18 protein-coding genes and 1 tRNA gene are annotated in these 19,866 nt (G+C 50.4%); 5 read left to right on the forward strand and 14 right to left on the reverse strand.

Annotated features, from left to right (window positions below):
* Window positions 1-369: 369 nt before the first annotated feature.
* From ACY0JR_RS16295 to ACY0JR_RS16330, 8 genes are all read right to left on the reverse strand, one after another.
* Window positions 370-1,038 (reverse strand): alpha/beta hydrolase, encoded by a 669-nt coding sequence (locus ACY0JR_RS16295; protein WP_462635195.1) that lies wholly within the window; start codon window positions 1,036-1,038, stop codon window positions 370-372.
* Window positions 1,039-1,496: 458 nt separating this feature from the next.
* Window positions 1,497-2,348 carry an SDR family NAD(P)-dependent oxidoreductase gene (locus ACY0JR_RS16300; RefSeq protein WP_462635196.1) on the reverse strand — a complete coding sequence of 284 codons (852 nt, stop codon included), beginning with the start codon at window positions 2,346-2,348 and terminating at the stop codon, window positions 1,497-1,499.
* 183 nt (window positions 2,349-2,531) lie between these two features.
* The gene (locus ACY0JR_RS16305) at window positions 2,532-3,410 is read right to left on the reverse strand and encodes a helix-turn-helix domain-containing protein (RefSeq protein WP_462635197.1); all 879 of its coding nucleotides are present in this window, start codon (window positions 3,408-3,410) and stop codon (window positions 2,532-2,534) included.
* A gap of 344 nt (window positions 3,411-3,754) precedes the next feature.
* On the reverse strand, window positions 3,755-4,336 hold the full coding sequence (locus tag ACY0JR_RS16310) for an NAD(P)H-binding protein (RefSeq protein WP_462635198.1): 582 nt from the start codon (window positions 4,334-4,336) through the stop codon (window positions 3,755-3,757).
* Between the two features lie 18 nt (window positions 4,337-4,354).
* Window positions 4,355-4,969 carry a flavodoxin family protein gene (locus ACY0JR_RS16315; RefSeq protein ID WP_462635199.1) on the reverse strand — a complete coding sequence of 205 codons (615 nt, stop codon included), beginning with the start codon at window positions 4,967-4,969 and terminating at the stop codon, window positions 4,355-4,357.
* A gap of 22 nt (window positions 4,970-4,991) precedes the next feature.
* Window positions 4,992-5,975, reverse strand: a complete 984-nt coding sequence (locus ACY0JR_RS16320; RefSeq protein ID WP_462635200.1) for an aldo/keto reductase — start codon at window positions 5,973-5,975, stop codon at window positions 4,992-4,994.
* 10 nt (window positions 5,976-5,985) lie between these two features.
* On the reverse strand, window positions 5,986-6,966 hold the full coding sequence (locus ACY0JR_RS16325) for an aldo/keto reductase (RefSeq protein WP_462635201.1): 981 nt from the start codon (window positions 6,964-6,966) through the stop codon (window positions 5,986-5,988).
* Between the two features lie 12 nt (window positions 6,967-6,978).
* Window positions 6,979-7,830 (reverse strand): aldo/keto reductase, encoded by an 852-nt coding sequence (locus tag ACY0JR_RS16330; RefSeq protein ID WP_462635202.1) that lies wholly within the window; start codon window positions 7,828-7,830, stop codon window positions 6,979-6,981.
* A 172-nt stretch (window positions 7,831-8,002) separates the two neighbouring features.
* On the opposite strand from ACY0JR_RS16330, the gene ACY0JR_RS16335 reads away from it, so the two are divergent.
* Window positions 8,003-8,899, forward strand: coding sequence for a helix-turn-helix domain-containing protein (locus tag ACY0JR_RS16335; RefSeq protein WP_462635203.1), 897 nt, complete (start codon window positions 8,003-8,005; stop codon window positions 8,897-8,899).
* A 1,177-nt stretch (window positions 8,900-10,076) separates the two neighbouring features.
* Here ACY0JR_RS16335 and ACY0JR_RS16340 read toward each other — a convergent pair.
* From ACY0JR_RS16340 to ACY0JR_RS16355, 4 genes are all read right to left on the reverse strand, one after another.
* Window positions 10,077-10,490 carry a hypothetical protein gene (locus ACY0JR_RS16340; protein ID WP_462635205.1) on the reverse strand — a complete coding sequence of 138 codons (414 nt, stop codon included), beginning with the start codon at window positions 10,488-10,490 and terminating at the stop codon, window positions 10,077-10,079.
* 332 nt (window positions 10,491-10,822) lie between these two features.
* Entirely contained in the window at window positions 10,823-10,999 is a 177-nt protein-coding gene (locus ACY0JR_RS16345) for a hypothetical protein (RefSeq protein ID WP_462635206.1), read from the reverse strand.
* Between the two features lie 772 nt (window positions 11,000-11,771).
* Window positions 11,772-12,788, reverse strand: coding sequence for a phosphatidylserine decarboxylase (locus ACY0JR_RS16350; protein ID WP_462635207.1), 1,017 nt, complete (start codon window positions 12,786-12,788; stop codon window positions 11,772-11,774).
* Window positions 12,789-13,322: 534 nt separating this feature from the next.
* A tRNA-Glu gene (locus ACY0JR_RS16355) sits at window positions 13,323-13,394 on the reverse strand.
* A 181-nt stretch (window positions 13,395-13,575) separates the two neighbouring features.
* On the opposite strand from ACY0JR_RS16355, the gene gap reads away from it, so the two are divergent.
* From gap to ACY0JR_RS16370, 3 genes are all read left to right on the forward strand, one after another.
* A complete protein-coding gene (gene gap / locus ACY0JR_RS16360) occupies window positions 13,576-14,574 on the forward strand; it encodes a type I glyceraldehyde-3-phosphate dehydrogenase (protein WP_462635208.1) in 999 nt (332 codons plus the stop codon).
* 182 nt (window positions 14,575-14,756) lie between these two features.
* Window positions 14,757-15,650 (forward strand): diacylglycerol/lipid kinase family protein, encoded by an 894-nt coding sequence (locus ACY0JR_RS16365; RefSeq protein ID WP_462635209.1) that lies wholly within the window; start codon window positions 14,757-14,759, stop codon window positions 15,648-15,650.
* 16 nt (window positions 15,651-15,666) lie between these two features.
* Entirely contained in the window at window positions 15,667-16,011 is a 345-nt protein-coding gene (locus ACY0JR_RS16370) for a translation initiation factor (RefSeq protein WP_462635210.1), read from the forward strand.
* An 853-nt stretch (window positions 16,012-16,864) separates the two neighbouring features.
* On the opposite strand, the gene kdsB is transcribed toward ACY0JR_RS16370, so the two are convergent.
* Both kdsB and ACY0JR_RS16380 read right to left on the reverse strand, forming a co-directional pair.
* Window positions 16,865-17,617 carry a 3-deoxy-manno-octulosonate cytidylyltransferase gene (gene kdsB / locus ACY0JR_RS16375; protein ID WP_462635211.1) on the reverse strand — a complete coding sequence of 251 codons (753 nt, stop codon included), beginning with the start codon at window positions 17,615-17,617 and terminating at the stop codon, window positions 16,865-16,867.
* Between the two features lie 108 nt (window positions 17,618-17,725).
* Entirely contained in the window at window positions 17,726-19,105 is a 1,380-nt protein-coding gene (locus ACY0JR_RS16380; RefSeq protein ID WP_462635212.1) for an NAD-dependent succinate-semialdehyde dehydrogenase, read from the reverse strand.
* A gap of 214 nt (window positions 19,106-19,319) precedes the next feature.
* Here ACY0JR_RS16380 and ACY0JR_RS16385 point away from each other — a divergent pair, with 214 nt between their 5' ends.
* On the forward strand, window positions 19,320-19,865 hold the full coding sequence (locus ACY0JR_RS16385; protein WP_462635213.1) for an RNA polymerase sigma factor: 546 nt from the start codon (window positions 19,320-19,322) through the stop codon (window positions 19,863-19,865).
* The last annotated feature ends 1 nt before the right edge of the window (window position 19,866 follow it).

The raw sequence follows: 19,866 nt of genomic DNA on the forward strand, positions 1-19,866 counted from the left end.
TAGCAAATGATGATTCAAACTTATTTATCATCTTGCTTTTAGCATAAAATCTAATTAAAGGCTAGATGGAGTTTCCTCAGCTTTACATAGAAGTGGTTATTGGCCGATAGGGAAGGATGCCTAAAGCATCAACGATTTGTTGTTCTTCTGTCACTGTTTATGAGCTTCATTCCTTTTGCACCTTCGGGTACAGCAGCCTGAACGCATTGGAAACAGCTTGGAGCATGATGGTGGCATGGTCTTCCTAGGGCAGGTAGTCAAAGTGTACGCTTAAATTCCCTCTATTTGCCTTCATGATTTTCTCTGCCAGTAGGTTCGCATCCACCTACATTACCCGGGGAGTCGCAGTCGGGGTAAGCCCCTCCTTGCCTACACCGATGTAGATATCGGCCCGTTGGCTGAAGCCGCCCTCAAGAACCTTGGGCTCCTGGCTAAGCAAAGAGCCATTGTCCCACCACAGGCTGGGGCTGACGATGACGTACCGGTTGAACAGGGCGGGCTCCTTGAACGGATCTCTGTGGCCAGGAGCCCGCCCAGCGATTGCCCAATGATCGTTCTGGAGCCGTCCGCCTTGTACTTCCTCTCTATGTAGGGCTGCAGTTCCGTCCCTAGGAACGCAATGAACCTATCGGAGTGGCCGGAGGTCGGGTACCTCCTTTTGTCTTCCCCTATGGTGGTCAGGAAGGTAAAGTCCCTTCTCCTGTCAACGGTGGCGATGCCCACGACGATCGACTTGGGGATCTGGTTCACCCACTCAAAGCTGTTGAACTGCACCAGGCCCACCACATGGATGAAATCCTCGTCCGCCGAGCCGTCGAGCAGGTAGATAACAGGGTACCTTGCCGTGTCGTCCTTGCTGTACCCTTCGGGGAGGTAGATGTTTAGGGCTCTTCTTTCGCCCAGCTCCTTTGATTGGATCCCGTCCACTAGGCCAAGCACGAAGGGCTTGGTATCTTCTCTCTGTTTATGCCTGCTCGCCTGGCCTAAGGCGTATGCTGCCGAAAAGGCCAGAGCCAGAAGTAAAAGTGCTCTGCTCATCTGCTAAATATTTTGCGTATCGTTCTTGAAAACTAGTCTCTTAAGTCAATGCTTGCTTAGGCAGGTTATGCATCCTGCTTGAGCTTTGAATCTGGCCCATGAAATAAACCATGAATTTCTATTCTCTTCAATACGTTATTAGAGAATTAACATAACAAGCTTTATAGTATAGGCAAGCTGAGTCTTCCTCATTTACACAACCTTATTAGCGGCTAAGAAGCTAGGTTATGCTGAATAAGGGTCGCTTTCTGGGTTCTTTTATATTTGGGATAGATACACAGCAAAGAAGACTTGGCAGTGCCAAGTCTTCTTGATCTTTTTATTCTGTCATTTCAGGAGACGATATATATCACCGATTCTCTTAGCCCCATTTCAATGGTTTCAAAAAAATCAGTGATAAGGGGGAACTTCTCTTCCACATCATACATCCAAAGCAAATAGTTTAAAGAGCTATTCTTCTACATAAGCCCTTCCTCGTAGGCAAGGGATGAGGAAAGATCACGGTAGGCATTGATCTGCTGCTGTAGCTCACTTATCTTTCTTTCCGCGTCACTGATTGCGTCTGTCCCGGCCAGCCATCTTTTGGGAGGCTCGTTTTGACTGGCAATCTTGATTAGTGCGTCCGCCAATTTTGCCGGATCACCGGGCTGTTTTCCGTTAACGCCCTCAAATGCAGACCGATATGAAGCGCTACGCTCTGCATAATCTTCTACTGAATTTTCTGCCCATGTTGTGGAGGAGGGCTCCAATAATTCCGTCCTGAAATAACCCGGTTCTACGATGGTTGTTCTGATGCCAAATGGGGCAACCTCCAGCTGCAGACTCTCCATCCACCCCTCCAAGGCAAACTTAGAGGCATTATAGGCTGAGGTGTACTCAGTGCCCACCAAACCTGCGATGGATGAAAGGGAGATGATGTGGCCCGAACGGTTCTTTCGCATGACAGGGAGAACAGCCCGGGTCACATTCATTGGTCCATATAAATTAGTTGCTATTTGCTGTTCAATCTGGCGGGGGCTCAGCTCCTCAAAAAAGCCTGCGTAGAAATTGGCGGCATTGTTTACCAGCACGTCAACAGTGCCAAACTTATCAACGGCAGCCTTGACTGCCGCCTCCGCGTCTGCCGGGCTGGTGACGTCCAGCTTCACTACGAAAAGGTTCTCGCTCCCGCCAATGGCTTTCGTTACCCTATTGGTATCGCGACCAGTAGCCACCACTTTATAACCGGCTGCCAATGCCGCCTTTGCGATGTCTACACCCATGCCACGACCGGCACCGGTAATCAACCAAACTTTATCTTGATTTTCCATCTGTATTATTAATTTTCTGGTAATCAGGTATATATTTGGGGTTAAGATTTATATACCTATTGAACTCTGCAGTAGGCACCAACCTTTACATGCTGGCGCTTACTAAGTGTTAATTACTATGATGCAAAGTTCAGGATAGCCTGAACGGATAAATAATGAAAAACAAACGAAGAAGTATAAAAATCAAAGATGAGTTGCCCTGACAGATTTCGGGATGTCTCCGGTCTTCTTCTTGAAGAAGTTATTGAAGTAGGTGGGGTACTCGAAACCAAGGGCGTAGGCGATCTGGGCAATGCTCCAGTCCGTGTGCAATAGAAGCGCCTTGGCTTCGCTGATGATCCTGTCAGCTATATGGGCTGTAGTAGGTTTGCCGGTGACCTTCTTCACGGCACTGTTCAGATAGTTGACGTGGACGCTCAACCCATTGGCATAATCCTGTGCCGTCTTCAGCTCAAGAGGGCGATCGGTGTTCTCAATCGGGAACTGCCTCTCCAACAGCTCAAGGAAGACAGACGTAATGCGCTCCGCCGCGCTTTTCTGGGTGGAGTAGTTCTCGGAGGGCTGCATCTTCACCGCCTCATGGATAATGAGGTGTATGTGGTTGCGTATCAACTCATCTTTGAAGGCGTAATCGGTGCCCTGCTCCGTAAACATTCTTTTGAATATACCCGTGATAAACTCCTGCTGTTCTTTATCCAACCTCAGAACGGGGGTGCCGCCTATCTTGAACAGGGGGGACTGTTGGAAACTCTCGGAACGGTCTCCCAGGCTCAGAAACTCCTCCGTGAAGAGGCAGGTGTAGCCGCTGAAGTGAGGGGAGACAGCCTCACAGGAGTAGGGGATATGGGGATTGGCGCAGAGCAGGAACGTCTCATCGGTTTCCACGCTCTTATCGGCATAGTGGAAGATGAACTTCCCGGTGGTCAGGTTGATCTTGTAGAAGTCCTTGCGGCTGTAGGTGTGGCCAGTATTGGTCTCGCTGTCTATCTCATACACCATAAAGCCTTTCAGCTTCAACTCTGCATTGAAATTCGGAGTTTGGGATTCTGAAGTCTTATCCATGTCTCAAAGTTAAGGAATTCAAATTTTATTCCCTTGAGCCTCTTTGAAATTGACCAGGCCAAGCACTTAAACAATAGTCTTGCCGCTAAGTCAGCAATCTCTTCAAGTAATCGGTCTTTCCTCTCTCTGCTACCCGGGTCTGGTTTCCTGCGATTGCGGTTATGCTCAGCAGGGCCGCTGTCCTCCAGCCTTCAGCAAGCCAATTGACTGTTGCGGAGCATGGTTCCCTGCCCGGAACGCTACCGTGATAGTCAGTGACCCAGCGATCTTCCTATGTGCCTGGAATCGGAGTTACGATGTCCCGGGAAACGGCCGTTTTTAATGTCAGTTTATATATCCAAAGTCTAAGGCTTGCTTATCCCCATATTCTCATACTTATATGATTCCGGGTTTTCAATAACCTTGGCAATAAACGCAGCGATACTTTTTCTGGAGATGGCGGATCCGGTTTCTGGTTCCCCTTTCCGGGTGAGGGCGTAATCCACCTCATCGGCATTAGTAAACCAATCGGGGCGCAGGATGGTGTAGTCCAACCCCGATGTCTCTATAATGTCAGCCAGTTGACGGTAAGGCACCAAGGCGCTCCGCAATGGCGTTTCATAGATGCCGATGGAGCTGATAGCGACAATGCGCCTGACGCCGGCTTCCCGCATGGCTTTCACAGTGTTATTTACCATGGTTTGCAGGTCCCCGGCAAGGTTTACATACACGATGTCCTGCCCTTCAACGGCGTCTTTCAAACCTTCGTAATCCGACACCGCATCTACTTCCACCACTCTGCAACCTTTGGAAATCTGTTGCGGCAAGCGGCTTTTCTTTCTGACGAGCAACGTCAGCGCCACGTCAGCCATTGGTTTCAAGGCCTCAATCACATGTTGGGCAAGACTCCCCGAAGCCCCGATTATCAATACATTCTTCATGTGCATCTGATTTTTAGGTTTCTGCTACATCCCTATTTTCCGTAGCCATTCCTTCACTTTCGTTTCGGCTTCCATGGCTTTCTCGCCTTCCATCACAAAAAGGAGCCCGTCCTTCTCTTTGCCTCCCTTCATGGAAAGTCCCTCCAAAACCGTGCTGTTCAGGCAAAGTCGCTCCACGGTCCTGAAACCGCTCCCGACGCCGAAACCCGCATTGGTATTGAAGGGGACCACGGTTTTTCCGCTTAGGTCATATTCATGCAGAAAGCTTTTCATGGGCGGCGGCAGCTGCATCCCCCAGGTCGGGAATCCCATGAACACCACCTGGTACCGTGTCATGCCGTCGATCTTGGTTTTTAGCGGAGGCAGGAAACCTGCTTCGTTCTCTTCGGCAACCTGCCCCACGGTGCTTGGGTAGTGTTCGGGATAGGGATTCTCCAACTCAAGCGCCACCAAATCACCGCCCACGTACCCATGGATGGTTTCGGCGATGAACTTGGTGTTCTTGGTGCGCGAAAGGTACACAATCAGCACCTTGCTACCGGTTGCTGGGGGTTCATTGACCGAGACTTCCTGCGCCTTCGTGCAACCGGATAGGAGGCAAACCAGAATCGCCAGTAGTAAAGATGCCGTGCGTTTCACTCTCCCTGTGTTTTATTCCTTCTTATCTATTTACCCTCGCTTGGTTGGCCGCCGAGTATCTCTCCCCGTGGACGGAGATCTTGGAAGCGGCTTGATCTATTTTCTGTAAATCTTCCCCGGTGAGATCAATAGAGATTGCCCCGGTATTTTCCTGCATGCGGTGCAGTTTGGTGGTTCCCGGGATGGGTACCATCCAGGGCTTTTGCGCCAGTATCCAGGCTAAGGCGATTTGTGCCGGCGTGGCGTTTTTCTCAGCGGCAATGGCTTTCACCAACTCCACTAACCCCTGATTGGCTTTCCGGTTTTCATCTGAGAAACGGGGAACCGTGTTTCTGAAGTCGGTGCTGTCGAATTGGGTGTTCTCGTCTATGGCTCCGGTCAAGAATCCTTTTCCCAGCGGACTGAAAGGCACGAATCCGATTTCTAGTTCTTCCAGGGTCGGGATGATGGCCTCCTCGGGCTCGCGCCACCACAGCGAATACTCGCTTTGCAGAGCGGCAACCGGCTGCACGGCATGTGCCCTGCGGATGGTATCAACCCCTGCCTCCGACAAGCCCCAATGTTTGATTTTCCCCTCTTTCATCAATTGCTGAATCGCTCCTGCCACTTCTTCAATCGGGACGTTGGGGTCCACGCGGTGCTGGTAGTACAAGTCGATGCAATCGGTGCGCAGACGCTCTAGGGAACCTTCCACGGCCACCTTGATACGCTCCGGCCTGCTGTCCATCCCGAGTTCAAGTTTCCCTTCCCTGAAGCCGAACTTGGTAGCCACCACCACTTGGTCCCGAAACGGTTCCACGGCTTCGCCCAGCAACCCTTCGTTGGTATATGGGCCGTAGACTTCGGCCGTATCGAAGAAAGTAACGCCTGCGTCATATGCGGCGCGGATCAGGTCAATGGCTTGTTTTCTATCGGTGGCGGGGCCGTAAGCATAGCTCAACCCCATGCACCCCAAACCAAGTTCGGACACTTCCAATCCGTTGTTTCCTAATATCCTCTTTCTCATGGCTTGTTTTTTATTGTTCATCGGAAATATCCAGTAATTCTTTGTTCAGGCGCTCGCCTTGGATTTGGATGTTGGCTAACCCGTCTTCGATCTCCTGCAGATCCTGCGGGGTGAGCCGCACATCCACCGATTGGGTATTGTCGTCCACGTACTCAATCCTGTCCATGCCAGGGATGGGGACGATGAAAGGCTTCTGCGCCAAAAGCCAGGCCAGCGCAACCCGTACCGTGGAAACACCTTTCTTCCTGGCCACGCCATTCAGCATTTCCACCAAGGGCATATTCGCTTTCATCGCTTCGGGGGTGAAGCGCGGGAAAACGGCGCGAAGGTCGGTTTCGCTGTCGAACCTGGTGTCCGGCGTGATGGTGCCTGTCAGAAAACCCGTACCGAGGGGACCCCAGGGCACAAAGCCGATGCCCAGCTCCTGGCAAAGCGGAATCACCGCTTTTTCAGGCTCGCGCGTCCAGATGGAGTACTGGTTCTGCACGGCTGCGACCGGCTGTACCGCGTGCGCCTTCCTGATGGTTTCCGCACCCGCTTCCGAAAGCCCGAAGTACTTCACTTTCCCTTCCCTGATTAAATCCTGCACTGTGCCCGCCACTTCCTCAATCGGCACGTTGGGGTCCACGCGGTGCTGGTAGAGCAAATCAATGTAGTCGGTGCCCAATCTTTTCAGGGAGGCCTCCGTCACTTTCCTGATGTGCTCCGGGCGGCTGTTAATTCCCTGGTCGGAAATCATGCCGAATTTGGTGGCAAGGATAACCTTATCCCGCATAGGGCGCAAAGCCTCGCCTACCAGTTCTTCGTTCGTGTAGGGGCCATAAGCCTCGGCTGTGTCGAAGAACGTGATGCCTTTCCCGAAAGCGTGATGGATGGTCTTGATACCATCTGTTTTGCTTACGCCTCTGCCAGTACCGAAACTCAGGTTCATACAACCCATGCCGAGTGCCGATACCTCCAATCCGCTGTTTCCTAATTTCCTTTTCTCCATTTCCTTGATGCTTTAAGAATTCTTACCCAACTCACCCAGCCACTTCACGATCGCAGGGTCCCGGTGGTCGAAGAAGGCGCTTTTCCCCTCGTCCAGGGACTTGATGGCAGCCATGTCTTCCTTACCCAACTCAAAATCGAAAACGTTGAAGTTTTCCTCGATCCGCTCTCTGTTAACCGATTTGGGAATGACAACCACCCCTCTTTGGATCATCCAGCGCAGGGTTACCTGCGCCACGGACTTCCCGTATTTCTTACCTATCCCAGCCAGCAGTCCGTTGGTGAACAGGTTGTTTTTACCCTCGGCAAAAGGGCCCCAAGACTGGATCTGGACTTTGTTTTCCGCCAGGAATTCCTGTGTTTCGGTTTGCTGCTGGAAAGGATGCGTCTCGATCTGGTTCACCGCCGGAATAACCTCATTGTGCACCATCAAATCCATGATGCGGTCCGGGTGGAAGTTGCTCACGCCGATTGCGCGGATTCTCCCTTCCTTGTACAGCTCCTCCATGGCACGCCACGAGCCGTATACATCACCGTAAGGCTGGTGGATGAGGTACAGATCGAGGTAGTCGAGTTGCAGTTTCTCCAGGGACGTCTGGAAGGCTTTTTTCGCTTTCCCGTATCCCTGGTCGGCAATCCAAAGCTTGGTGGTGATGAAGAGCTCCTCCCTCGGTACCCCGCTTTTTCGGATGGCATTTTCCACCGCCTCTTCGTTGCCGTAAGCCGCCGCCGTGTCTATCAGTCGGTAACCGGCTTCGATGGCAGTCAGTACACTGCTCTCGCATTCTTCCTGGTCGGGTATCTGATACACCCCAAAGCCCAGAATGGGCATCTCTACCCCGTTGTTCAAGGTTACTTTTTCCATGGTTTTCCCGTTAAGTCAAGTGAATTGCTTATGACGGTACAAAATTCGGGATCACTAGGGAGCCTTTTTGTATATGGATTACTGATTTACCTACCACTTTTACTGATTGCCGACCCTAGGCTCAAGCCGGCTTCCGGGAATGTGTAAATTTGTATTGTACAAAGTGTTAGCTATGGAGCGAGTAATAGATTTTAAGTCCGTAAGGGATTACAATACTTTCAACAATCATGAGACCCTGCACCCGCTGGTGAGCGTTCTTGACCTTTCCAAGGCACCTGTGCGGCAGTTTTACAGGATGAGCATGGGTATTTACTGCATTATCCTGAAGGATGTGAAATGCGGCGATTTGCGTTACGGGAACAACTATTACGATTACCAAGAAGGCACTTTGGTGTTTTTCGCGCCGGGGCAGGTGATTGAGGTGGAGCCTACCGAGGAGTTCTACCAGCCCCAGGGTCACGCACTGGTTTTCCACCCTGACCTGGTTCACGGCACCTCCTTGGGGAAAACTATGCACGAATACGGCTTCTTCTCCTACAATACCAACGAGGCGCTGCACCTTTCGGAACGGGAGCGGAAAATAGTGTTGGATTGCTTTGAGAAAATCCAGTACGAATTGGGGCACGCCATAGACAAGCACAGCAAGAGGCTGATCGCGTCCAACATAGAACTGTTCCTGAATTACTGCACCCGCTTCTATGACCGACAGTTCATCACCCGTGACAACGCCCACAAAGGCATTTTGGAAAAATTCGAGGAACTGTTGAATAGCTATTTCTTGTCAGACAAACCACAGACCATCGGGCTGCCCTCGGTAGCATATTGCGCGGAGGAACTGCATCTGTCAGCCAACTACTTTGGGGATTTGATCAAAAAGGAGACCGGGAAATCTGCCCTGGAGTATATCCAGAACAGGGTTATTGACCACGCCAAGGAACGCCTTTTCGACATCGGCAAATCCGTCAGCGAAATCTCCTTTGAGCTTGGCTTCAAGTATCCGCAGCACTTCACAAGGCTGTTTAAGAAGAAAATGGGCGTTTCCCCGGGGGAATTCAGAAACTTCAATTAAAGTATTCGGCCAGAGCCTATAACTGATTTCTTGATATACAAAGATGCTTCAAGTTGAGTCTCGTTGAAGTGATTTCCCCTCAATACTCGTGATTTCTTTGCTAATTTCATTTAAACAATAGAATAAATACACTGCTGTCCTTTAGCAAGAAACTAATCAGTTATAGCTTTTTTGTGGTTCAGTTAACTATTTCACTTTATCAAAGCTCATTTTACAGGAATAGGGTGAGTTGAATGAAAAGCAGCCGTCCCGTTAAACGGCGGTATCCCGATCCAGCAAAAATAGCCGTTGCTCCTCGTTGCAGGCCGTTGCTCTGCGTTACCCGCAAGCCAGTACTAGCCCTTTTTCGGTGTTTTCCGCCATGGGACACGGCAGCAACGAGGAGCAACGGCCAGCAACCTGGGTGTCCCGGAAAACGTGCGTTTCATCATCTTCGAAACTTTGATATCTAATTCGGCAATTATGCGTCCCAATTAGCCGTCCCATAATTCATAATCAGTTGTTGTTTAATGGTACGGGTATGTGAGACTACAACGGAAAGACTCTTTATCATAATAGGGAAGTTTGCAGTACAAATCATCCAAGATGTTGGATACCTGCCCATGATTAGGAATGAGACTGGGAATTCCAAACCAGATCACCTTTGGTGTAGAATCGGGTAGCATGGATTTGCCTGTCAAGGTCTAGCCTGGGCTCAGGCATTTGGCACTTCATATTCTTCTAGGCCAATGGCAGGCAATTGAACCAAGCTCCCATGCTGTACACCGGTAATGGGCACCCTTAACCTATCCTAAAAGGGGAGGCGAGAACATAGTCATCAGTGAATTGCGGACACCTGTAAATGGGGGAGGTGCATCCTTTCCTTCCTGACCAGAATGCTTAGCGGAGCAAGAAATACGCTGGCCTAGTTTAGACTTCTATATTATTGGTGTCCGAATAGTGTCCGAAGGGTAAGAAAAAAGCCCCTCAGAATGAACTGAGAGGCTTTCGTGTAGACCGTAGGAGTGAATTATCGTACCTGATCCACATTGATTTGGCTGACCTGAGTGGGTTCCTTGGAATAAATCACTGATGAATCTGGTACTTGAGCTTTTTGCGGTAAAGCACTTTTATGCCCTAGTCCCGCTTTGATGGCAGGAACCACTGGAAGCCGGGGCATGGGGTGCTAGTGCCATACCTAGGAAAGAAGCCACGCGGTGGCCGCGGCCTTGGTTGGGAAACCCCGGTGCTGGACACCCAGCCCGACATCGGCGATTACCCCCTCCACGGCCTTCCTTGTCTCCTCTTCCCTGGCACTGTCTGCGTGCAGGACCCTTGCCACCTTTTCAAGGCTGGTGCCCTGGAGCGTTTCGGCGAACCCGGCCAGCAAGGCGGCGTAGGCCCCCAAGTCCAGCTTTGGGTTCACGGTGGCATTGGTGCTGTCTATGAGCAGCCTGCTGATTTGGTATTCCTCTATGTACCCTAACAGGGCATCAAGGGACCGCTTCAGCTTAGGCAGATCATGTCCGGCGAGTGTGGGCCAGTCCACAGACAGGATGTCCGAGGCGGGCTCGTAATTCATCAGTATCAGGCGGTTTTTGTACAGGATCATGTCTTCCCCTCTTTCAGATACAAAGCTAAAAGGGCAGATTTCCTGCTCCTATACGGAAAATACCCCTTTTTCTGGGGGTAAACCACGTAAAGCCCAACTAGGCTGCAGTTCCTGGCTAACTAGCCATCGAAGAAGGCCAGAGGGGGAAATGAGGCGGCAATGAACGGGTGGGTATAAGATAGGCTAAGGGGATTCTATCATAAAGCTGGGATTTAGGCGGAGCGGGGAGTAAGCCCCGCCTAGGCGCTTGCCCAAGAAACAGATCAACAATGGCGAATCCGCCGCTGCGTGACTGACCTTCGGTGGCGTTTGTACACTAGGTGGACGGAGCCCTACGGGCCCACTTTCATTACCAGGAACTCCTCTTTCCCGAACTTGGCCAATCCGGCCTGGCAGGCATCGTAGAAGCTCTGGAAGCTCCCCTTCGGTAAGCCATCCTTCATGAGTTTGTAGCTGCCCAAGGTTATCCTGGTAGTATCCTCTTTTTCCTTCTTGGATTTGTACTTCATACTGAAGCTGTAGGCACGGTCCATATTTGATGTTGGTTAATTGAAGTAAATTCAAATCAACCAACCCCCGTTACGGGCCGCAAAGTTCTACCCATTCATAAGATACCGTACAAGTCCAGGCGTTCACCGTATAAAAGCGGGGAATGCCACAGCTTTCCAGACCTAGCCGGGGACGGGTTCCCGGGAGCCTGGGGCGCATGTAAGCAGCCATTGCTCTACCAGCTTTCTTTCTGCACCAGAAAGTCCTCGTTGCCAAATAAGTTCAGGGCGTACATGTAGGCCTCAAAGAAGCTGTTGAACAGCCTCTCCAACCTTATGCCGTGCCTGGTTATGAAATACTCCCCCAAAAAACCTCCAAAGTTTAAACCATATCCCCTTACCTGCCCTTAACGGGCTGAGGGGAAGGGTGACGCACAAGCCTAACAAATTCCCTGCCGAAATGTTTGCGGAGCAAAGGGGAAACCCATGGTTAGTTTGAATCCCCAAGAAACGCCAGGCATCTTATATCAGCGAGGGTCGTGTACAAAGGCCGCAAAGCCACGCCCCAGGAAGGAAGCTCTCCCTGGGGCGTGGCTTCCGTTTATACCAGGCCGTCAGAGGGTTTTGTTATATTTAAGGAAGCCGCTCCATTCCTGGGTTATTGGATTCAGATACGGTTACCGGCTTCCAATTTCTGCCATATTCAGGGAAGTTGATAATCGCCTGTAATGCCTTGCATTTGGTAAGGTGCTATGCAAAACTGGGCTGTCTTCTAAGCGTGCAGCCAGTAATTTCAGATAGCCCGCCCTATGGCTTCCCCCATTTTATAGTGTACCCCCTCCTCGGCGGTGAGTTCAACCCTGTTCGGTTCGAAAAGCATTATCATGTCCGAACCCCCGAAACTGAAATATCCGAACTCTTCGCCTTTCACCAGGCGGGTACCTTCCTCCACGGTGATATTCACGGAGGAAACGTGCCCCATACCCACCGCCAGTACCGCTACGTATCCCACGGCAGATTCAATTATAATCATTCCGCGGGTTTGGGTAAGCTGAAAACCAACCCCGTCCTCAGCCCCGAAAGTACCGTCCTCGCTTTTCACGACATCCAGCATCAGCTGGCCCGGGATATTCCGCACTTCCTTTATCACCCCCGCCACAGGGGTATGGAAGCGATGATAGTCATTGATGTTCAAGTAGCTGTGGGTGAAAATGCCGTCCTTGAACTTGTCGGCGTATTTACTTCCGCTGAGTAGTTCGGAGATCGGGTAAGTGGTTCCCTTGGCCGTGATTGTAGAGTTCTCGTCAATCGGCCAATAGCCCTGGTAGACGCTGTCGGTGGTGGAGACGATTACCTTGCCGTTGCAGGGCTCGGCAACCGGCCGCTTGCCGGGTTTCAGTTTACGGGCGAAGAACTGATTGAAGGTAAGCCATCCGCTGGGTCCTTTGTCGTAGTCGCCGATATTGTACTTCGGATCGGTGATAAAAGTATCGAGGCTCTGGGCAGATTCGGTGGTGTCCAGGAAATTGCCCCATTCGTTCGTATAATCATTGACCCATCTGTTGAAGGCCGGGTCCTCCCTTAAAAAGTTATCCGGTGAACGGTTCAGCAAAAGGAAGAACTCTTCGGTAGCCTGGCTCGTCTCCCGCTGAGTGGGAACTTGCCTTAGCAGGTTTGATGCGAACTCGTAAAACTGCTCCAGCGTTTTAACGTCCTTTACCTCCGCTTTTTGGATAGATTCTTCTAAGGCTTTTTTTACTTCTTCATTAGCTCCTACCAGTGATTCCAACTGCTGAACTACGAATGGCATAGTCTCCATAATACTCCTGTTCGATTTATGTGATAATGTTTATTTCCCAGTCATATTACTTTTTACTATGCGTTTATGTTGATGAATTTATACCAAAAATGCCGGGCAAAAACACCAATAATCCAGCCAAGTCGGATCCCGTTGTTTTTACTTCCTTTCTTACCGGACCAGACCTAAACAGACAATCCATTTTTTGGGGTTGGATGGATATAGGCGTGTGGCACTCTATGGATCAGCCTATCCCGGTCTTTCCAGGGCAAGCACTTGGTAACCACTTTAAACCTTTGTAGCCTGGAGAAATTAAAAGCCCTGTGCCGTGCACCGTAATCGGGTTACTTGGACAGACCCGGTGGGGCATAGAGGGGGTAAGGACCCCGGTAATTGCACTTGGTCCATCCTTCCTTTTCCTAGCCAGATTGCCTAGTGGTGCAGGAAATCTGGTGTCCTTGTGCGGTCCCTTGCGCTATTAGTGTCCGAATAGTGTCCGAAGGTTAATAAAAAAAGCCCCTCAGAATGAACTGAGAGGCTTTCGAGTAGTCCGTAGGGGAATCGAACCCCTGTTACCAGAATGAAAATCTGGTGTCCTAACCCCTAGACGAACGGACCATCTTTCGGTTTTGATGATGCAAATATAGAGGGCCTTTTTTTATTCTGCAAAGCACCCTTGTCAAATAAATTACGTTAAACCGCTAAATAGCTCTAAATGAGCCCGAAATTTTTTTAGTTTGTTTTGCCTGTGGGAACATGTAACTTGCCGCAGCTTAATAAGAACAAAACCTTACTTAAAATGTCTAAGAAAATAAGAGTAGCCATTAATGGCTTTGGCCGCATCGGCCGTCTTACCTTTAAGACCCTGGTAGAACGTGGAAACGTGGAAGTGGTAGCTATCAACGACCTTACAGATAATGCAACCCTTGCCCATCTTTTAAAATATGATTCAGTACACGGCCGTTTCAACGGAACGGTAGCTGCTGATGAAAACAGCATCACGGTAAACGGACAACGCATTGAGGTATACGCCGAGCGTGAGCCTAAGAACTTGCCTTGGGGTAAACTGGACGTAGACGTAGTATTGGAGTCTACGGGTCGTTTCGTAGATGAGAAAGGTGCTGGCGGACACTTAGAGGCTGGTGCCAAAAAAGTGGTGATTTCTGCGCCTGCCAAAGGCAACATCCCAACCGTAGTATTAGGGGTGAACGAAGAAATCTTAACCGGCGAAGAAACCATCGTTTCCAATGCTTCCTGTACCACCAACTGCCTGGCGCCAATGGCGAAGGTGTTGGACGAGGCTTTCGGGATTGACAAAGGCTATATCACTACCATTCACGCGTACACCGCTGACCAAAACCTGCAAGATGCGCCGCACGCAGATTTGCGTAGAGCCCGTGCCGCGGCGGTTTCTATCATCCCAACCTCAACTGGTGCCGCTAAAGCGGTTGGTTTAGTGTTACCGCACCTGAACGGAAAACTTGACGGAGTGGCCATGCGCGTGCCAATTCCAGATGGTTCTTTGACTGACCTAACCGTTATCCTGAAGAGAGAAGTAACGAAGCAGGAAATCAACGAGGCCATGAAAAAAGCTGCCGAAAACGAAATGAAAGGTATTCTGGAGTACACAGAAGACCCTATCGTTTCTATTGACATTGTAGGCAACCCGCACTCTTGTATTTTCGATGCCAAAATGACTTCTGCCAACGGTACGTTGGTGAAAGTAGTAGGCTGGTATGACAATGAGTTTGGTTACTCAAACCGTGCCGCTGACTTAATCGAGCGCCTTGGTGCCTAACTAAGAAGTGACGTATAATAAGGAGTGGTGCTGCTTTCGGGCGGCACCACTTTTTTTGTGTATTTTTACCAAAACAGCCTTAAAACAACTTAGAACGGAGGGCTGTCGAAAATCTCTTTTCGGTCTGCTTTAAGGAAAATAGGCCGAAAGCCCGACCTGAGTTTAAAGAAATCTTGCAGCAGATGGAACAGACCACCACCCCGGAGAAAGCTTGTTTTATTCTCAACCCGAAGTCCGGGGTGCGGAGCAATGTATCGGTGCCAGATTTGATAGCAGCGCACTTGGATACTTCCCGCTGGATTCCTGAAATCATGTACACCGAACGGCCGGGTCATGCCACAGAACTGGCGCAACAAGCGGCGGCCAACGGAGCGCGTCTGGTGGTGGCCGTTGGTGGAGACGGAACTGTGAACGAAGTAGCCCGGGGGCTGAAAGGTACTTCCTCGGCGTTGGGTATTTTGCCAAAAGGGTCCGGAAACGGCTTGGCCCGTCATTTAAGAATTCCGCTGGCCTTGCCCCAGGCGCTGGCTCTCCTGAATCAGCCTGTTTTCCATCATATTGATTCCTGCGCCATCAACGGGCACCCGTTTTTCTGCACGGCCGGTATCGGGTTTGACGGACTGGTGAGTTCGGTTTTCGCCCAAAGCACCAAACGCGGACTGAGCAGTTATGTGCAATTGGTGGTTCGGGAATTCAGAACGTTTACCTCTGAGGTAGCAACCGTGCGCATCAATGGCCGGGAACTAACGTCAGACTTTTTTGTGGTGGCTTTCGCGAATGCCTCGCAATACGGCAACAACGCGTACATCGCGCCCATGGCAGATATTCAGGATGGTTTGATGGATATTTGCCTTATCCGGCACGTGGGCATTGCCGAGGCCATTCAACTAGGGTATGGTTTACTCACCAAACAACTGGCGCATTCCAGTCTGGCTGAATTTCATACTTGTGCTACCGTTCACGTACAAAGTGAAGCCCCGCAGTATTTCCACGCCGACGGTGAGTTTATAGGCCAAGCCACCGAATTTGAAGTGCAACTGTTTCCGAAGTCGTTAGAAGTAGTCGCTTCTCTGTAAGCAAAAGCATAGAATCATGAGCAAAAACAAGAACAACCGCCAAGGAATCGTCTTCTCCACCAACCCTGATTTTGAGTACGAATACCAGCAGGAAGGAGAAACCCAAACGCTTCCGCCGCAACAACAGAACCTGCGGGTGCAACTGGACAAAAAGAGCCGTGGCGGCAAGCAAGTGACCTTGATCACCGGCTTCATCGGCCAGGACAGCGATTTGCAGACATTAGGCAAAACCCTAAAGACTAAATGCGGCGTAGGCGGCAGCGCCAAAGACGGCGAAATCACCATCCAAGGCGATTTCAGAGACAAAGTACTGCAACTTCTCCTAGACCTCGGTTACAAAGCCAAGAAGTCTGGTGGTTGATGTTCATAGGGTGAATGGGAGAGAGCTGAGCTTCTGAAAGGTTCGCCTTATAATTCAGTAGCATATTTTGTAGTAGACATATCAGGTATGTTTCAAGGGTTGAGTTTTTTGAAGAAAGCAGTAGTTGCTTTGATTCAAGTTTATAGTTCAAGTTTTCAACTTGGACTTGTTATGATGGAAGTCTGTGACTTGCGTGAGTAGTTTACAACTTCATTTGAAGAACGTTATGGAAGTAACCCCGCGTGATTAGAGATCAGCAAACGTTTATGAGGCTTTCGCCTCACTGCAGTTGCAAACTGCAGACCATGCTAGGTCCAAGTCACAGACTTGAACCATATTTTTTGGGAATAACCTCTGAAGAAAGAAATGCGTGTGATCTACTTGTGTAAGCATTCCCCCTTCGCCCCCTTCAAAGGGTAGGGCCGTTAAGTTCTACATTGGAGGCTTAAACTGCGGTAAAGTCCATTGCCTTTCTTGCAGAGTTTGAGGCTAACGCCTCACTGATTTGCAAACTTCAGCTCATTTTAGGTCCAAGTTGAAAACTTGAACCATATCAATTTTTAGAACTTAACGGCCCTACCTTCAAAGGGGGAGTCTACTTTCCCCTTTTCCAGCCTTTCGCTTGAGCGCCTAGAGTTCGACGACCTGTGAGCGAGAGCGAAGCAGGTGAGGAGAAATCACAGCGCGAGGGCGGAAGGCGGGGCCTCGCGGCCGTGAGCGCTTACCGCCAACGATGAAACAATACAGACCCTGCACCCACGCAAAAGACAGAAAAGCTAAGGGAACAGCATAAGGCATGCACCTACTTCTACCCACGCTGAAAGCAGCCAAGCCAAGGCATCAGCCTCCACCTTTAACCCCTTGTAGAAGCTTGCAAATACTGCAATGCCTTCTCTACATCTTCTGGCGTATCAATGCCAATGGTTTCCAACTCTGTAACGGCAGTCATAATCTTGAAACCATGCTCCAGCCAGCGTAACTGCTCCAAAGATTCGGCTTTTTCAAGGCTGGAAGGTTGTAGCTGAGTAAGCTGAGCCAGCACCTGGCTGCGGTAGCCGTAAATACCAATGTGTTTGTAGTAGGGGTGTTGGGTAAGCCAGTCATTTTGCTCGGTTCCGCGGAGATAGGGAATGGGATGACGGCTGAAATAAAGGGCTTGGTGCTGTGCGCCAATTACTACTTTGGGGCTGTTCGGGTTGAAAAGCTCCTCTGTAGAAGAAACTGGTTTGATGAGGGTCGCAATCTGGGCATCTGGCTGCGCGAAGCAACCCAACACCTTGTTGATCTGCTCCGGCTGGATAAAAGGCTCATCGCCCTGAATGTTGATGACCACGTCATAGGTTTCTTCAAGCTGGGTGTAGGCCTCGTAGCAGCGGTCGGTGCCGCTTTGGTGATGGGGGGCCGTCAGGAGCACTTTCCCCCCGAAATCCAGGACATGTTGCCTGATGCGGTCATCGTCCGTAGCCACTACCACTTCCTGTAACGCTGCTTTCTGGGCTTGCTCATACACCCGCTGAATCATGGATTTCCCTTCCAGCATGACCAAAGGTTTACCGGGGTAACGGGTAGAGGCGAATCGGGCGGGAATGATTCCAACAGCTTTCATAGGCACAGGTTTCACATTGAGGAATAGCAGTAGCAGCGGCAAAATTGCCGGCGTTCCAAAGGTATCAATTATTCAGATGTGGGCAGACGCAAAACGATGCCTTCGCGACTATTCCTCCGGTTCACCTACCCAAATGGTTTTCTGGTTCACAAATTCCCGAATACCCAAATACGATAGTTCTCGTCCGTACCCCGATTTCTTTACGCCGCCAAACGGCAAGGCCGGGTCAGAGGCTACAATGGAATTGACAAACACGGCTCCGGCTTCTACTTGTTTGGCCAGTTCTTGCCCGCGTTTAATATCATTCGTCCAGATGGAGCCGCCCAAGCCGAAAGGCGAATCATTGGCAATTCTGATGGCGTCTTCGGCGTCTTCGGCAATGAAAACCAAGGCCACTGGGCCGAAGAATTCTTCCTCATACGCCGGGTTGCCGCGCTCAATGTCAGTTAAAATGGCTGGGTGAAAGAGGGCTTTGTCTGGGTCTGGTTGGCCGCCTTTAAGGTAGAGTTTGGCACCGGCGGCAACGGATCGTTCTACTTGATCGGTGAGTTCCTGGGCCAGGTCTACGCGGGCCAGTGGGCCGTAGTCAATGTCTTCGTCCTCCAGCGGATTACCCGTGCGCTTTCTCTGCATGTTTTTGGAAAACTCAACTAAAAACGCTTCGGCTATAGGTTTTTCCAAGATAAAACGTTTAGCGGCAATGCAGCTTTGGCCGGTATTGATCAGGCGGGCACTTGCAGCTTTCTTGGCCACGGCTTCCACATCGGCGTCAGCCAAGACCACAAAGGCATCGGAGCCCCCCAGTTCCAGCACAGTCTTTTTAATCTCGTTTCCGGCAACTGAGGCAACTTTGGCTCCGGCTCCTTCGCTGCCAGTTAAGGTCACTGCTTTCACGCGCTCGTCTTTGATCAACTGCTCCACTTCCTTAGAACCAATGAGCAATGACTGGAAACAGCCTTTGGGGAAACCCACTTTGTCAAACACTTCCTGAATGGCCAGGGCGCACTGCGGTACGTTGGAGGCGTGTTTGAGTAAGCCCACGTTGCCCGCCATCAAGGCTGGGGCCGCAAACCGGAACACTTGCCAGAATGGGAAATTCCAAGGCATAACGGCCAGCACCGTGCCCAGCGGTTCATACGAGATAAAACTGCGGACGGCGCTGGTTCTGATGTCTTCTTCCTGCAAGAATTCCTCGGCGTGTTGGGCGTAGTAGTGGCAGACCATGGCGCATTTATTTACTTCGCCGCGTGCCTGCGCCAGGGGTTTGCCCATTTCCAGGGAGATGATGCGAGCGTAATAATCGGTGTTGCCGGCCAGTTCATCGCCGGCGCGTTGCATCAACGTAGACCGCTGTAAAAATGAAGTGGTGCGCCAAGTCTGGAAAGCCGCATCTGCGCGTTGCAGCGTTTCTTCTATCTCCTGCGGCGTGGCGGGTTCAAAGGTTTTCTCTACGGTATTGGTGTATGGATTTAGGGATTGGATAGGCATAAACGTGAGTATTTTTTGGTAAGTACTTTTTAGAAGCCTTTGGCGAATAACTTACAGGCATGTTGTCCGTAAAAACACGAGCTTGGCTTTCGCCGTTGCTGCATCTCTTCAAAACATATTCTACCTAACCGTGTTAAAAGAGTTACGTAATGGAGAGAACTTTCGCCTCCCCAGCTTCAGTCATCACTGCCTTTTGGCCTAAAGATTTTATTTTTTGGACTCCACATTGAATATTACTTCTGAAGAGGAGCTGGTTGCGCAATTACGGGCGCAGGACCAACGGGCTATCACTCTTCTATACCGAAACTACTCGGCGGCGCTGTACGGAGTAATCCTGCGTATTGTGAAGCAGGAAGAAGTGGCCGAGGACGTGCTGCAGGAAAGCTTTGTGAAGATCTGGTCTGCATTTTCTACCTATGACGAGCAGAAAGGGCGGCTCTTTACCTGGATGCTGAACATTTCCCGAAATCTAGCCATTGATAAAATCCGCTCCAAGCAATATCGCGTAGGTTCAAAAACGCAACCCATGGAAAACACCGTCACGACTCATATGGTGAGTGCAGACGGCATCAAGCCAGACCACATTGGATTACAGGAAATGACAACGCATTTGAATCCAGATCAAAAAGTTATCATAGATTTGATGTACTTTAACGGATTCACCCAAAGTGAGGTGGCCGAAGAGTTGAATATTCCGCTGGGAACCGTGAAAACCCGGGCCCGCATGGCCATTAAGTTCTTGAGTAAATTAATCAAATAGC

Source organism: Rufibacter sp. JT3400010, from assembly GCF_054956755.1.